This window comes from bacterium (assembly GCA_040755795.1).
Lineage (GTDB): Bacteria > UBA9089 > CG2-30-40-21 > CG2-30-40-21 > SBAY01 > JBFLXS01.
The window spans coordinates 1-15,621 of the sequence record JBFLXS010000057.1; the positions used below are offsets into that span (position 1 = coordinate 1).

Below are 15,621 nucleotides of genomic sequence, written 5' to 3' on the forward strand. Positions count from 1 at the left end.
ATAAAATTCGACCCTTTCAGGGTCGAGTAGTGCTCACGAGTCTTTTTCCGTAGATTATATCTACGGTTATGTGAAATTTAACACTTTCAGTGTTAAAAGGAAAAAAATGGAAGCTGAATAGTTACAAGAATAACAACTAATGTGAGGTATGAAAATCAGACCTGCCACACATTCCCTTTATATGACCATTAGTTATGTTACCATAGACTTTCAAACATGTTTGTGTCATAAATTTCTACGATGAGGATTAGTAAGCGTTCAGCCACAGAGACACAGAGTTCACAGAAAGTTAAGGAAATTAACCACAAATGCACAGGAATTAACCTTTGACATCCCATAAATGTAGTGTGAATCTTTAGGTTCGCCTTTTGGCTTGCCAGAAGCGAGGCTAAAGTCTCGTACTACAAATTTTTTCCACCTGTGCAATTAGACTAATTCATCGCAGAGACGCAAAGGAAAAATAAATGTAAAATGTAAAATAGGAAATGAAAAATGGGAAATTTTAGTACTTCGCAAGACTCATTACCTTTCAGTTATACATTTTCATTGGACATTTCTCATTGGACATTATCCATTTTACATTTAACCGCACAGGTGGAATTTTTCCCTAAGCCTTACCTATGTCAGTGACAGTCTATTCTTTCAACTCTTCCAGCAGAAGTATAGGTAGGTCTCCCAAGCTTTCATTCTTCTGCAATTTCTGCCCGCTTTAGTCTGATGTCTGATGTCTATAGTCTACTGTCTGAATTACAGTTTCCCGAACGCCTTTAATAAAGTTTTTCTTGACTTATTGTCCATCTCAATGTAATATGTAACTTATGGAATTAACTGTCCTTAAAGATGAGGAGAATCAGAGATTAGATGTTTATTTGACTAAAAAATCAGGTTTATCCCGGGTAAGAATCCAAGATTTGATTAAATCTAACCAGGTAACTTTAAATGATAACACCGGCGTAAAACCACATTATAAAATAAAACCAGGAGACAGAATAATAATTAATTTACCTCAACCTGAAGATTTCAATATCCCGGCAGAAGATATTCCTTTAGAGATTTTATATGAGGATGATGATATTATCGTCATCAACAAACCTGCCGGCATTATAGTTCATCCTACCCATAAAATAAAATCCGGCACATTAATCAATGCCTTACTATTTCATACTAAAGGCAGACTTTCTTCAATTGGTGCTCCTTTTCGACCAGGGATAGTTCACCGTCTGGATAAGGACACATCAGGAATAATAGTTATCGCCAAAAGCGATAAAGCCTATTGGTCATTAGCCCGACAATTCAGCGCTCATACGATTAATCGGTCTTATTTCGCCCTTGTGTATGGAATTGTAAAACAGGATGAAGGCGAGATAAATCTTCCCATTGGAAGGGAATGGGATGGTGGTGTGGGAATGAAGGTAAAAGGGAGATTAGCCAAAAATGCCATTACTTATTTTAAGGTAAAAGAGCGATTTTCTGCAGGTTATTCACTTTTAGAGGTGAAATTAGGCACAGGTAGAACACATCAAATTCGAGTTCACTTGAGTTACCTTGGATATCAGGTTGTCGGGGATAAAAGATATGGCAAGAGAAGAGAAGTCTCACTCAAAAGGCAAGCACTACATTCCTTTCTGCTTGGATTTTACCACCCAATTACCAATATATATTTAGAGTTCTCCTCTCGCCTTCCAGAAGACATAAGTGAATTTATCAAGGAATTAAAGCAAAGGCAAATTCAACATTGAATTAACGGTATTTAATATTTGTTTTGGGCTAAAGGGTTTAGTAATTACAGTGAATGGACCAAGTTCTTTTAATTCCTCGTTTTCTTCACCTAATGCGGTTAGAAAGATTACTGGCACTTTTTCTGTTTTTGGATTTTTCTTTAATTCCTGATATACGGACAAACCATCTAATTTAGGCATCATAATATCCGTAATAACTAAATCTGGCGTTTCCTCAAATGCTTTCTGTAGTCCTTCTCTTCCATCATTTGCCGTCCTGACCTCAAAACCGCCCTGGCTTAATTTCAAGTTGATAACTCGAAGAATAACACAATCATCATCAATTACTAAAATTCTTTTTTTTGCCATTATAATTCATTACCCTCCTATCTTTGGTAATTGGTAACTGGTGATTGGTAACTAAATCACCGGTTACCAATTGCTTGTTTTTAATTCCGTGAAGTCTTATGGTTTATATGATTAACCCAAATATATAGGGATTTTTTCGTTTCTTAATAAATAATACTCAAAATTTACTTATTTGTCAAGAAAAATCTCACTAATTATGTAATGGGTCATCACTTTCTTCTTGACTTTTGGAAAAATTGTGGTATACTTAAAAACAGACAGTAGAAAACTTACCATTCACCAATTACCAGTTACCAATTACCAATTACCAAACTTATTACCAATTACCAATTACCAAACTTAAGGAGGTTGGAGAAAATGAAGGTTTATGAAGGAAAATTAGAGGCAAAAGGATTAAAGATAGGAGTAATTGTCTCCCGATTTAACGAGTTTATTACATCTAAATTAGTTGATGGCTGTTTAGATGCCTTAGTTCGACATGGGGCAAAAGAAGATGATATTGAAATTGTTAAAGTCCCGGGTTCTTTTGAAATCCCGTATATCGCAAAAAAAATGGCAGATATGAAGAAATATGATGCTATTATCTGCCTGGGAGTTGTCATTCGAGGGGAAACGCCACATTTTAATTATATTTGTAATGAAGTCGCTAAAGGGATTGCGAATGTTTCGTTAGAAAGTGGTATCCCTGTCATTTTTGGAGTTATCACTTCAGATACAATCGAACAGGCGATTGAACGCGCTGGAACCAAAAGTGGTAACAAGGGATTTGATGCGGCATTATCAGCCATTGAAATGGCTAATCTATATAAAAGTGTTTAAATGAAAAGGAAAAGATCAAAGGCAAGAGAATTAGCCCTTCAAGTACTCTTTGCGATTGAAGCATCTCAATCTGAGCCAGATGAGGTCATTTCTATATTCTGGCAAGAGCAGAGGGATGTATTACCTGAAATTAAAGAGTTTGCTGATTCTTTAATTAGAGGGGTATTAAAAAGGTTATTCGAGGTTGACAACCTTATTAGTTCCCATGCGGATAATTGGGAATTTTCCAGAATAGCTATTGTTGACCGCAATATTATGCGAATAGCTACCCTTGAATTAATGGCAATGAAAGATATTCCTGGAGCCGTTGTGATTAATGAAGCCGTAGAATTGGCTAAAACTTATAGCACTCAGGACTCGTCAAAGTTTGTCAATGGTATTTTAGATAAAATAAAGGAGGATATTAATCGTGTCAGGGTATAAATCAGGATTAATAGCCCTTCTCTTATTAATGGGATGCACAACGACATCTTCCCAGATAAAAAAAGAATCTATCCTCCAACACAACATAGCGGTTAAATATATCAGATTAGACCTCTGGCAAGATGCTAAACTCCATCTTTTAAAGGCATTAGAATTAGCACCTCAAGAGGCATCAATATATAATAGTTTAGGGGTTGTCTATGAATATTTCAATCTAAATGATAAGGCAAAAGAGGCTTATCAAAAGGCAGTCAGTTTGGCTCCAGATATATCTGTGTATCAAAAGAATCTTAACTCATTTGAGAGAGAATGTCTTAATTCAACACAAACAACTACTTCAGAAAAAGAGACTCCATCGCATATAAAGATTTCTACGGTAAAAATTCCCATTAAAAGAATTCTGGAGTCCAAAATAAAGATTGATAAGATAAATCGAGTTGCCCTCTTTTCCTTTTCAAAAAATGAAGATGATAAAAATGCAATAAAAATTAGCCAGATGTTATCGCAGGTATTCAAGATGAATGTCCTTGAAGAAAACCCTTTTTATATCCTGGAAGATTATGAGATAAAAGATTTAATGCAAGAGGAACCCATTAGCCAGCAGGACTTAGAAAACTCATCAAAAAGAATGCTTTTATACAAAATCTTATCTATTGATGGATTATTTGTCGTTAAAATTAATGAATTTAAGGACCGTAGATATAAAAAATCGGAACTTAAAAATTATTATTCTGAAGAAAAAAAGGAATTTATATATTATTATCAACCTTATATTGAAAGGAATATTGATATTAATATGTCTATATCATTTTTTGAAGCAACCACAGATAGACTTTTGTGGGATAAGGAATATAAAGATAACCTATCTAATACTTATATAGGAGATGATGAAGAAAATATCCGACTATTTGATAAACAGCTATTTAAGGACTTTATAAATAAGTGTGTTGAGGATTTCATAATTGATATTAGCCCTCAAGAAAAGGTTTATGAACGAATATTGGTCATAGAAAATCAAAAATGATAAGTATAGGACTCACAGTCAGTAAAGATAAAATTAATATTGCTCAGGTAAAAGGAACTTATCGAAAATTAAGTTCAATTAAAACTCAAGAGATACCAACAGGTATTGGAGAAGGAGAAGTTGCTTTATATATAAAGCGATTCTTCAAGAAGAATAATATTAAAACAAAATATATCTGTTTGGGGCTTCCGAGAAGACAGATTTTAGTAAATATCATTGAATTACCCCCGATAAAAAAAGATTTAATCAGTCAGGCTCTAAAATATGAAGTTGAAGAACATATTCCATATCCTATTGAAGAGGTATATTACGATTATCAGATTATAGGACAATTTGAGAAGAAAACTAATATTCTGTTAGTGGCGGTTAGAAAAGAAGTAGTTGACCCTTACTTACAACTTTTATCTCAAATCGAACTTAAGCCACTTTTTGTCGATGTAGATTCTTTTAGCATAATTAACCTGTGCCTTGAACTATTTTCTAATGAATTTAAACACAACACTACTTTGCTAATAAGTAGTGAAACTGATTGTAGTGAAATAAGTCTTTTAAAAAACGAGAAACTGGAGTTCACCAAAAGTCTTCCTTTCTTAACAGATGACACAGTTTTTTTAGAAGAGATAAAGAAAATTATTGATTACTTTCAAACCTCATCAGAGGGATTCAAAATTGATAAGATAATTCTCACTAAAGGAATATCAAATGGTATAGCCCAAAATTTAAAACAAGAATTAGGTATTTCAACAATAGTTATTGACCCACTTGCGTCTTTGACCTCAGAGGGAGGAGATTTATCTACAATTAGCTCGGCATGGCGAGGGATAAAAGAGGGGAAATTAAGCATTGACCTATCCCCAATGAAGGAGATTAGAGCAAAAGAACTACGAAAAACCAATTATATAAAGACAGGAATTTTAGTCACTCTAATCTTTATTTTATTAAATGGTATTTTTCATTTGAATCTGATAAGTAGAGAGGGGAAATTAGAAACCATAGATGGAATTATCTCAAAAAATCAATCTCTCCTGAGTGAAATAGTGGAGATTCAAGAAGAATTTCAATTATTTCAGGGTGCAAAGGAAGATAAAATAGAATACCTGGATTTACTCCTTGAATTGTCCAATATTTTACCTTCTAATGCCTGGATAAAGAATGTTACCTTTGAAAAAGACCAATTAAAGGAATTAAGCGGAACGACATTGGGTTCGGCATCTGTATTATTACCTATTTTAGAGGCATCACCTTATCTGAAAAATGTAGAATTTACCGGCAGTATTGTTAAACACAGGCTTGAAAATCAGGAGCTCGAAGAATTCAGTCTTAAAGCAAATCTGGTAAGTGGTAAAGAATAAGGAGTTACCAATTTATGGCTTCACGAAATTAAAGCAAGTAACTGGTGAAGGGTAACTACTTACCATTCACCAGTTACCAATTACCAAAAATAAGGAGGCAAAAATTATGGTGAAAAAGATAGATAAATTAGTTCGGGTTACCTTTCTAATACGACTAATCGTCAGTATCTTCATCATTTTGGTCATTCAATTACCTCATGTAGAGGAGATTAACCAAAATGTAGTTTATATCATTGTGGGAATAGGGCTTTTTCTTAGCCTGATATACGAGTTATTGTTGAGGAATAAAGAAGATTTCCCTTATCTAATACATATTATCGCCGGATTAGATGTGGGATTAATTGGGTTTCTTGTAAATTTCACAGGTGGGATTCAAAGTAATTTCTACTTGTTGTATCTTATGCCTTTAATTTTAGCCTCACTTGCTCTTGATACCCAATCTTGTGTCTTTTTCGGTATATTAGTAAGTACCGCCTATCTTTTTAATATACTTTTTGATATAGAAAATATTGATGTGCGAACCTATCAATATTTATTTGCAACAAGACTACCATTATTCTGGGCAATAGCTATTTTGGGCTCTATTTTATCTCGTTACACAAAGAAATTAGCCGAACAAAGCGTTGAAAAAGACAAAATAGTTGACAAACTTCGTGAAGAAATGAATAAAATGTCAGTATTTTATGGAACGACAAGTAAATTATTCTCTTCTTTGATAGATCTGGAAAATATCATGCGATTTGTTGTTGAACGATTTCCTATCATTGCTAATATGGAGCGCTGTACGGTTATGCTTATTGATGAGCATAGTGGCGATTTACTCGGTCGCACCTCTAACCGCATACCTGTTGGAGAACTAAAATGGTTTATGATAAAAAAAGAAGAGCCATTATATGATTGGCTCGTGAGAGACAATAAGCCGGTGATGATTACAGACCCTAACCCAAGTAAGTTTAGAGGACCGGCTGAGGATTTTGCTGAACGATATAAAATTAAAACAATGATTACTCTACCCTTGATGGGTAATGAAAAATGCTTTGGAGCGATTCATATCGATAATGTAGTTGATGACTCACCAATTTATATTACTGATGAAGGATTAAACGAACTACAAAAACTTGTTAAATTGGTCGCCATAGCCATTGAAAATGTTAAATCTCATAAAGTTGCCGCAGAACAGAGGGAATTAATGAAAAAAGACGAAGAAGCCCTGCGAGAAAAGATGATGCAATTATCAACCTTATTTGATTTTAGTTCTGAGTTAGCCATATCCCATAAATTAGAAGATGTCTTATTGGCAATTGAAAAGAAAATGCTCTGTAACTTTGTTGGAGCAAAAAGTTACAGACTCATACTCATAGATAAGGAAAAAGGAGATGGGTTAAAAACACTTATCTTCAACAACTGTGATGAGACAATTGAAGACAGAGATAAGGAAATCCTCAATGAGGTCATAAAAAGTGGTGACTCTTTCATGGCAATGGATATTCATAAAGAAGAGATTACTAATAGTGAAGGGACTAACATACTTCTTTGTGTCCCGTTAAAAAAACAAAATGAAACAATTGCGTTACTTGAGATAAAAAAATTAGAGCAAGGTATAACTATAAATCTAACTAAATATGTTATCCTTCTGATTGCGGCTAATGTGATGGCTATCTCTATTTCTAATGCCCAGTTGTATGAGAAAATCTCTTATTTGTCAATAATCGATGGTTTGACCAATCTCTATAATTACAGTTATTTCCAGGACCGCATCAGTGAGGAGATTTTGCGAGCACAAAGGCATAGTCTCCCACTTTCGTTATTAATGCTTGATATTGACCACTTTAAATCTATGAATACTATCTATGGGCATCAGGTTGGAAATCGAATACTGGTTGAGATTTCCAATATTGTCAAAACAGATGCACGAAAAATAGATATAGCCGTCCGCTATGGCGGCGATGAAATTATTCTGATATTGACTAATACAGATAAAGAAAAGGCAGAGATGGTCGCAAAACGATTGTGTAACCTTATCAGTTCGCATAAGTTTCCTATTGGCAGTGCCGCTTTACCTGTAACGGTAAGTATTGGCGTCATTACCTGCCCGGAGGATGGAACTAAAGAGGATGAATTAATTGTTAAAATAGAAAATATAATGCAAAAGGCAAAAAAGCAAGGAGGAAATCAGGTTCAAGTCTACAAAGAAGTAGCCTGAATATTCAGAGGACAGAAGACCGAAGTCAGATATTAAGGGGATACCTTTAAAAACTGACATCTAATGTCGTGTTGAACAAATAACGCACGGAATTTAATTCTGGTAACTGGTGATTGGTAACTGGTAATTAAATACCGTTTGGCTGAGCTGGAGTTTCGTTAATTTAAGGAGCCATTGAGTCTATCTGAATCCTTATCAATCTGTTTATTTTGCTCAAAGATGGCAAAATTAGGCTCAAAAGCCTGATGATTTTTTTGCAACTTATCCTTTGAAGTTGAGTTGATAAAAAATGCTTTACCTATTTTCTTCCCTTTGTGCCCTTTGCGTTACTACTTTGTGCCCTTTGCGATTTATCCTTTTTTAATCGCAAAGAACGCAAAGAAATCGACCGCAAAGAACGCAAAGATTAAAGGAGAAAGGAATCATAGAAAATTCACGAAACTCCAGAGAAAGGGGATAAGGAGATAAGGGCGATATGGAGATAAGATAATAGAAATAGATTGAAATTTATAGAATTCGAAGAATGTTGCGAAGCAAAAATAGGTAGAAATTGATTGTGGAAAACAACAAATTTCTATAAATTTCTATTAGTTTCTACTAATTTCAATTTTTTTAATAATATCTCCCTATCTTCTTAATCTCCACATCTCCTTTTGTTACACCACCTGAACGCTTACAAAATTTATAACATTGCTGGAGAAGAGGTGTTTGAGAAAGAGGAGATTACTGATGGCTGGGACTGGGGTTGTATCAACAAAGATAACAAAAGGGTCTCATCCGGGATTTACATTTATATTTTATCGGATGGCAAGACGACAAAGACAGGTAAATTAGGGATAATAAAATAAGGGGTCCCGTTCTAAATTATGGGCAAGAAAAAGAAACAACTAACTCAAAAACAAAAAAGTAAGCATTCTTCTTTTTCTAAAATGTTAGAATTTATTATAGCCAAAGATGAACCGATTGTTTCAAACCTATTTAGTTTTATAGATTATCTATGCGGCATTTTAGTTTTTTTAATTGTTTTTGGAATCTATCTTCATACCTTAACCCCATCTATTGCCTTACATGATGCCGGGGATATGGTAACTGCGGCGTATGTATTGGGTATCCCTCATCCTACGGGGTATCCTCTTTATTGCCTGCTGGGTAAGTTCTGGATAACTATTCTACCGATTGGCAATATCGCTTACCGAATGAATATGCTTTCGGCATTATGTGCCTCGCTGGCTTGCCTGATGGTATATTTTACCATTCTAAAGTTAGCCACAAACAGTCCACAGAGGATAAAAAATGATTTCTTTAGTTTTAAATTTATAGCCGCGTCAGTAGGAGCATTTATGCTTGCCTTTGCCGTTACCTTCTGGGAACAGGCATTAATTGCCGAAAAATATACCCTTAATGCCTTATTTGCCACTCTACTAATCTTTATCCTGCTGAAATGGTATGAATCACTTAATTCGCCAGATACACACAAGCCGCAATTCTATCTTTACCTTTTCTCTTTTACCCTGGGTCTATCTTTCACTCACCATATGCAATCTATATTTCTGATTCCACCGGCTATTTATCTTATTGCCGTAATTACCTATCAGATGAAGAAAGAAAAGACCCGAAAAATACTTACCCCTTATCACTTATTTAAGATGTTTATTTGCTTTTTCTTACCGTTATTATTATGGCTATATCTACCCATTCGTGCTTCTACCAATCCTATCCATAATTGGGGTGACCCTCAAACCGTAGATAGATTTATAGAGCATATCCGTGGCGGACAATATGGCTATTATTTTTCATCCTCAATTAAAGAACTCGCCATTAGAATATTTACTCATCTTACCAGGTTTTTTCCACATCAATGGACGCTTTATCTGGTTTGGGTTGGAATAGTAGGGATGATAGGACTTTTTAAGCAAAGGCAGAGGATGTTTATTTTCCTGACATTATTAGTCTTAACCGATATACTTCATTCTATCCGATACACCATCATTAACATAGAAGATTACTACATCCCGTCATTTGCTGTCTTTGGAGTTTTTACTGGATATGGTTTGTGGAACATAATGAGGTATTTAAAAAAATATTTATCCCCCTACCCTTTACTCCTTTTAGGACTCCTGCCCCTTATCCCATATAATCTGCACTTATTTCAAAGCGATAAAAGCCAACACTTTTTTGCTTATGATTACAAAACTAATATCCTCAACCAGCTGAAGCCTGATGCCATACTTTTTAGTGAAGATGACAATATTGGTTTTACCTTATGGTATCTTTGCTATTGTGAGAAAGAGCGACCGGATATTGATTTACTTGACACGGTCTTTATCCAATATAAATGGTATGCTAATCGAATAAAACCTTTGCATTCTGATTATCCAGAGCAGTTACCTCAAGCCCTCTCTGGTGAGATAATCACGCGAATTAAATTAAATAATATTATTCATAATAACATTAACTCAAGACCAATTTATGTCTTTTCGGACGCGTGGGTAGATAAAAAATATGGGCTTGTTCCAGAAGGGATGTGTTGGCGGGTAGTAGGACACAAGGTAGATAATAAAGAGATGTTCGATGAACTTGAAAAAAATAAGATAGAGTTTAAGATTAGAGGACTAAATAAATCTATTTACAAAGGCTGGCGAGAAGAGGCAATTATAAATAACTATGCTAATTCATATTCTACCTATGGAGGAATTTATGGAAATATGGGATTCTACGACAAGGCAATTATTGAGTTACAAAAGGCGCTTAAATTAAACCCTGAGTCTGCAAATGCACATTATAATCTTGAGATAGCTTATAAGAGGTTAAAGGGAGTCAGCCCTTGAATAGGGAATTTAGTCGTAAATTACATATTCAAGGGTTGCTCCCATTTTTTTTATTGACATCAGAGGAAGAAGGTATTATAATTCATAATTATGCAGATTCTTGAGTTTTATATCTTACGGACATTCTGGAAACCCTTTGTGACGAGCCTTTTCTTCTTTAGTGGATTAATTATCATTACCCGCTTTTTTACCCAGTCAACGTTATTGATAGAAACGCAACTCTCTCCTTTAATCTTTACTGAGTATTTCCTCTGTCAAATACCTTTTGCTCTGGTGTTAGTCAGTCCGGTTGCGGTATTATTAGCCTGCCTGTTTTCCCTGGGGAGTCTTGCCCATCATAACGAAATTATGGCAATGAAATCATCTGGCGTCCATTCATACCGTATTATTTTACCTATTTTGTTATCTGCATTGTTCATTAGTTTCTTAATTACAGGTTTTAATAATTCTATTGTTCCAAAGGCTAACCAGAGGGTAAGTAAAATAAAATCACAAAAAATATATCGTGAAAATATCTCTTTCATCGTTGAAAATCTTTCTTTTAGAAATGATAAAGGCTGGTTTCTGACGATTAAATCGTTTGATAAAGAAAAAGGGAAAATGGAGGGGATAGAAATTAAAGCCCTGAATGATGAAGGCCACCTTTCTTTACGAATAGATGCTAAAGAGGCACGGTGGGTAAATGGTATCTGGCGGCTTGAAAAAGGAATTTTGCGAGGGTTTAATCAACAGGGATTGGTTATCAAGGAAGAGAAGTTTGAAGAGCAAATGCTACAGATGTGGTCTCCAAAAGAAATCTGGTTAATTAGTCAGGCAGAAAAGAAACAAACTAATGATATGAGTATCAAAGAATTAGTCGCATATATCGAACTACTCAAGGAAAGTGGTTGTAAATTTAATGATAAGTTAGTTGACCTGCACCTGAAGATTTCTTTCCCTTTTGCTAACCTGATTATGGCATTAATTGGGACAAGTTTATCTTTACAAAAACCCAAAGGCAAAATAGTGGCAAGTTTTGGCTTGAGTATTTTTATCAGTTTCCTTTACTGGGAGGCAATAGGTATTGCTCGGGCTTTAGGTATGGCTGAAAATTTACCACCAGCCTTTTCTGCCTGGATTGCCAATATCATTTTTGGAATAATCGGGATTTATTTAGCATTTAAGATTAAGAATTAGAATAACTATTCACCCTGTAGGAAAGTAGGGAAGTAGGAAAGGGGAAGAAAATGAATGAGAAGTTAAATGATTTTAGACAACTTGTAGTATGGCAAAAAAGCCATCATTTAGTGCTAAGAATATACGAAATAACCAAAAACTTCCCAACTGAAGAAAAATATGGATTGGTGCAACAGATGTGCCCAGCGGCTGTTTCTATTCCAGCAAATATTGCCGAAGGGTTTAAGAAACAAGGCATAAAGAATAAGTTACAAGTAGGAAGTAGGATGCTTATAGGTTTAATCAAATGAATTAAGAGTAAAATAGTATGAAGTATTTCCCCCCTTTCCTACTTCCTACTTCCTACTTGCTTGGTATGCTGAATAGTTACTGTTCTGTAACATCTTCGTGTCCTTCGTGCTCTTCGTGGTGAATAGTTACCTCCATTATTCCGCCAGCCAGCTAAATACTCGATTAACGAAATCGTGGCTAAATACCAGAAGAGAATTAGCAAAAGAGGATGTATCACCAAAAACCAGAACTTTGCCCTGACCATAATTTTGACAGGCTACAAGGATAATGTCTCCTAATTGTTCATTCGGGTCATAATCTAAATTCCCTAAATATGCTTGTTCGGGATTATCTTCTTTGCCCGGGTCAGAGTAACCATATTTACCCATAATGATAGGGTAGGCGGGGTGAGTAATTTTTAATGAGGCGCCAACGACAATTCCTGGTTCATCCTCAATATCCTCTAAACCAATGGTAATGGGATGATTAAGATACTGATATGAATGAAGCCAACCACCAATGAAATAATCCGCTGAATCAAAATTATATTTAATATTTACTGGTTCTAAAATGTCATTTAACTGGTTACTTGCACCTTTTTTATAAAATGTATGGTCTCCTAAAAGAAGTAATGAACCACCCTTTTCAACAAACTCCCAGATAGCCTTCTTTTCGTCATCCGCAATAGCCTCCTCAATATTTATCATAACTAATATCTTTGCCTCGTTTAATATCTTTTGAGTAATTGTTTTAGTCCAGATGGGTTCAAATCCAATCCTGGCAACAAACAAGGGTAAATTTCCAAACATACCTCCACTGTAAGCCCCAAAATCGTTAAAAGTTGGTATGTCCCAATTTAAAAAGCCTTTTTCATAAAAAACAACCTTTTCTTTACTTACAGATTTTTGAGAAGGATGCGGAAATGTCATAAAACCAATTGAAAAACAAACTAACAGCCCAATAATGGGGATAAAAATTTTACCACCTCTTGTTTGTTCAGCCTGAAATTCTACATCTTTTAAACCAAAATAAAGCGGGATAAGAAGGAGTAATGATAAAAAAGTAGGCAGGATTAAAATAAAAATATCCTTTTTATGAAAAATCTCTATTAAAAACGCAACACCAATAACATAAACTATCTGAATAAATAAAACTAAAACTAAACTTAAGATTAGAGAAAATATTTTCTTTTTCTGCGAGAAAAGGCACAAACTCAAAATGATGAAGAGCAATAACAAAGAGATAAAAAGCCCAAGAAATGTATGCCCCAGTAGAATATCCTTTCTAATGAGTGTGCTTAAAGATGCGGTGAATGATAGCGATAGATTTTGCAATCCACACCAAACAAAAGGATGAAATTTATAAAATATTATAAAAAACAGATAAAGGCTCGTCGCAAAAAGTAATGTTGGTATCTCTTTTGGCTGGTAGTTTAATCCTCGTAAAAATAGCCCAAAACCAAATAAAACAAAGATAACTCCTGTTAATCTTAAAATTATATCTTTGGGAAGTAATGCAAAACCCAGAAGCGAAAAAAATAATCCTGCAATTAACAACCTTTTAGATACAACCATTGGTTTAAATGGGAAATAACTTACCAGAAGGCATAAAAGCAAGATAGTGCCCAGATAGAGATTTAACCAATGAGTAAAAAAACCCATATTTTCTGAAAGGAAGTTAATAGAAATAAAAAAAAGAGAAAATTTAGTAAATTGAGAACGGTGTATTTCCATTGATTCCTCCTGAAAATAGCGAATTAGTGAATTAGAGATTAGTGAATTAGTATAGTATCTCCAGACTCGTATCCTGCGTCCGTGCTTATCTTCTTAAACTATAAAACCATCGAATCATAAAACTCTATTTCCCCTGAAAATAGCGAATTAGCGAATTAGTAGGGAAAACTCACTATCCAGAGGTTTATTCCTTCCCTACCTACTACCTACTATTTTCATCGTCCTTTGTGCCCTATCGGGGCATGAGCGTTTCCCCTGAAAATAGGAAGTAGAGAGTAGAAAGTAAAGAAAACACCACTACTCACGCTTATCTCCCTATCTCCCACCTTCTATCTCCTACCTACTATTTTCATCCTCATTTGTGAACCAACGGTTCATGAGTGTTTCCCCTGAAAATAGACTCCAGACCGTAGACTATAGACCAAGGAACCGATGAAAAGCAAGTTTATTCCCCCTTAACAAAGGGGGTTAGGGGGTTGTATTCCCCTCTTGAGAGGAGTTAGGGGGTGTGTGCCCTCCCTATTTTCATCGTCCTTTGTGCCCTGCAGGGGCATGAGCGTTCTTCTGTAAATCGGGGTTCGGATTTAGGGGTTCGGGGATTCTTTTATTCCCGAGTCCCGAGCCCCGAGTCCCGAGTCCCTTTATTTTCATTCCCCTGGTTGTATTTCTATTTCTCACTATGTTGACGAAGTGCCTCTTTAAATCGTTCAGCCGCTTCATTATTTTGAAATCCTTCTGCTCCTTGTGCTGATTCACCAAATGGATTTTTTTGCAAATTAGGCGAAGAAGGCTGTGGTGGTAACCCTTTTGAAAATTCCTGCTGAGCCTTTTCACTTTCTGATTGAAGTGCCTGGATAAATTTATCTCTTGCCTCTTTTTCTTTCTCAGTCATCGTGGTTGCTGAAGAGCCTGAAAATTCCTTGTTTTTTTGCACGGCGAGTTCAAAAGGATTACTTGGAGGAGATACCTCTCTTTGTGGTTTAATCTCAGGCACCCATTTTTGAGCCCATTGCTGTTCAAGCCAGGGAACAAACTCCTTATACTGAAACGGGGTCAAAGTTTGTTCGACATCTATTTTTGTCTTCTCTACAATTTCCACTGTTTTCTTATCCATATTATTTTTTTCGTCTTGCTTCTTCTCCATAGATAGTTTTTCATCTTTGAGTATCTCCTGCCATTCTTGTTGAAGGGTTTCTAATGCCTCTTTTTCTGCTTTAATAATCATCATCATCTTTTGGGTTTGCTGGGGAGTTAATGATAATCTCATCGTCATCTCATCCAAAAATGTAAAATCCGTAGCGAAATAACTAATCATTGGTCTTGTCCCAAAGCTATCTTTTTCTACCCTTTCACCTTCTTTACCTAAAATCTGCTGTGCCATCCCCATGCTAATCATTAAAATAACCGTTACCATTATTTTTTTCATTTCAAATTCCTCCTTTAATTTGGTAATTAGTAACTGGTAATTAGTTACCAGTTACTTGCTTTTAATTCCGTGAACTCCTCCCCTGGTCTGGTGAATTAACTACCTAATTATAATAATACTATTTTTACCTCATTTTGTCAAGAGGTTGACATAGAATTTTTGTAACCGTTCAGGGCTATACATTAGAAGTGTAAACAAGGAGAAATGGGGAAAAGGGAGAATTGGAGAAATGGCTCAAACTTTTTCTTGCTCCACCCTTCGGACATCAATCCTGGAGTCT

General features: G+C 35.2%; 13 protein-coding genes. 10 read left to right on the top strand and 3 right to left on the bottom strand.

Features of this window, described 5'->3' with window-relative positions; translation table 11 throughout:
• The first annotated feature begins 818 nt into the window (after positions 1-818).
• Positions 819-1,739: an RluA family pseudouridine synthase gene (locus AB1414_05970; GenBank protein ID MEW6606988.1), complete on the top strand. Its 921-nt coding sequence runs from the start codon at positions 819-821 to the stop codon at positions 1,737-1,739.
• Here AB1414_05970 and AB1414_05975 read toward each other — a convergent pair.
• A complete protein-coding gene (locus AB1414_05975; protein ID MEW6606989.1) occupies positions 1,713-2,087 on the bottom strand; it encodes a response regulator in 375 nt (124 codons plus the stop codon). The genes AB1414_05970 and AB1414_05975 overlap by 27 nt on opposite strands.
• Before the next feature lie 357 nt (positions 2,088-2,444).
• Between AB1414_05975 and ribE the strand changes: the two genes are divergently transcribed.
• The 9 genes from ribE to AB1414_06020 all read left to right on the top strand — a co-directional run bounded on the left by ribE (position 2,445) and on the right by AB1414_06020 (position 12,202).
• The gene (gene ribE, locus AB1414_05980) at positions 2,445-2,906 is read left to right on the top strand and encodes a 6,7-dimethyl-8-ribityllumazine synthase (GenBank protein MEW6606990.1); all 462 of its coding nucleotides are present in this window, start codon (positions 2,445-2,447) and stop codon (positions 2,904-2,906) included.
• A complete protein-coding gene (nusB, locus tag AB1414_05985) occupies positions 2,907-3,329 on the top strand; it encodes a transcription antitermination factor NusB (protein ID MEW6606991.1) in 423 nt (140 codons plus the stop codon).
• The gene (locus AB1414_05990) at positions 3,316-4,353 is read left to right on the top strand and encodes a hypothetical protein (GenBank protein ID MEW6606992.1); all 1,038 of its coding nucleotides are present in this window, start codon (positions 3,316-3,318) and stop codon (positions 4,351-4,353) included. The genes nusB and AB1414_05990 overlap by 14 nt, the downstream gene beginning before the upstream one ends.
• Positions 4,350-5,705: a pilus assembly protein PilM gene (gene pilM, locus AB1414_05995; GenBank protein MEW6606993.1), complete on the top strand. Its 1,356-nt coding sequence runs from the start codon at positions 4,350-4,352 to the stop codon at positions 5,703-5,705. The genes AB1414_05990 and pilM overlap by 4 nt, the downstream gene beginning before the upstream one ends.
• A gap of 106 nt (positions 5,706-5,811) precedes the next feature.
• Entirely contained in the window at positions 5,812-7,908 is a 2,097-nt protein-coding gene (locus AB1414_06000; protein MEW6606994.1) for a diguanylate cyclase, read from the top strand.
• Between the two features lie 653 nt (positions 7,909-8,561).
• Entirely contained in the window at positions 8,562-8,756 is a 195-nt protein-coding gene (locus AB1414_06005; GenBank protein ID MEW6606995.1) for a gliding motility-associated C-terminal domain-containing protein, read from the top strand.
• Between the two features lie 18 nt (positions 8,757-8,774).
• On the top strand, positions 8,775-10,736 hold the full coding sequence (locus tag AB1414_06010) for a DUF2723 domain-containing protein (GenBank protein ID MEW6606996.1): 1,962 nt from the start codon (positions 8,775-8,777) through the stop codon (positions 10,734-10,736).
• A 90-nt stretch (positions 10,737-10,826) separates the two neighbouring features.
• Positions 10,827-11,912 carry an LptF/LptG family permease gene (locus AB1414_06015; GenBank protein MEW6606997.1) on the top strand — a complete coding sequence of 362 codons (1,086 nt, stop codon included), beginning with the start codon at positions 10,827-10,829 and terminating at the stop codon, positions 11,910-11,912.
• Positions 11,913-11,962: 50 nt separating this feature from the next.
• Complete coding sequence (locus AB1414_06020) at positions 11,963-12,202, top strand: four helix bundle protein (protein MEW6606998.1); 240 nt, start codon at positions 11,963-11,965, stop codon at positions 12,200-12,202.
• A gap of 135 nt (positions 12,203-12,337) precedes the next feature.
• Here the strand turns inward: AB1414_06020 and AB1414_06025 are convergent, their stop codons facing one another.
• Positions 12,338-13,915, bottom strand: coding sequence for a hypothetical protein (locus AB1414_06025; protein ID MEW6606999.1), 1,578 nt, complete (start codon positions 13,913-13,915; stop codon positions 12,338-12,340).
• Between the two features lie 667 nt (positions 13,916-14,582).
• Complete coding sequence (locus AB1414_06030) at positions 14,583-15,341, bottom strand: hypothetical protein (GenBank protein MEW6607000.1); 759 nt, start codon at positions 15,339-15,341, stop codon at positions 14,583-14,585.
• Positions 15,342-15,621 lie beyond the last annotated feature (280 nt).

Coding starts and splice junctions, on each gene's coding strand:
- AB1414_06010 (MEW6606996.1), top strand. CDS start 8,775: ATGGGCAAGAAAAAGAAACAACTAACTCAAAAACAAAAAAGTAAGCAT.
- pilM (MEW6606993.1), top strand. CDS start 4,350: ATGATAAGTATAGGACTCACAGTCAGTAAAGATAAAATTAATATTGCT.
- AB1414_06025 (MEW6606999.1), bottom strand. CDS start 13,915: ATGGAAATACACCGTTCTCAATTTACTAAATTTTCTCTTTTTTTTATT.
- AB1414_06015 (MEW6606997.1), top strand. CDS start 10,827: ATGCAGATTCTTGAGTTTTATATCTTACGGACATTCTGGAAACCCTTT.
- AB1414_06000 (MEW6606994.1), top strand. CDS start 5,812: ATGGTGAAAAAGATAGATAAATTAGTTCGGGTTACCTTTCTAATACGA.
- AB1414_06030 (MEW6607000.1), bottom strand. CDS start 15,341: ATGAAAAAAATAATGGTAACGGTTATTTTAATGATTAGCATGGGGATG.
- ribE (MEW6606990.1), top strand. CDS start 2,445: ATGAAGGTTTATGAAGGAAAATTAGAGGCAAAAGGATTAAAGATAGGA.
- AB1414_05970 (MEW6606988.1), top strand. CDS start 819: ATGGAATTAACTGTCCTTAAAGATGAGGAGAATCAGAGATTAGATGTT.
- nusB (MEW6606991.1), top strand. CDS start 2,907: ATGAAAAGGAAAAGATCAAAGGCAAGAGAATTAGCCCTTCAAGTACTC.
- AB1414_06020 (MEW6606998.1), top strand. CDS start 11,963: ATGAATGAGAAGTTAAATGATTTTAGACAACTTGTAGTATGGCAAAAA.
- AB1414_05975 (MEW6606989.1), bottom strand. CDS start 2,087: ATGGCAAAAAAAAGAATTTTAGTAATTGATGATGATTGTGTTATTCTT.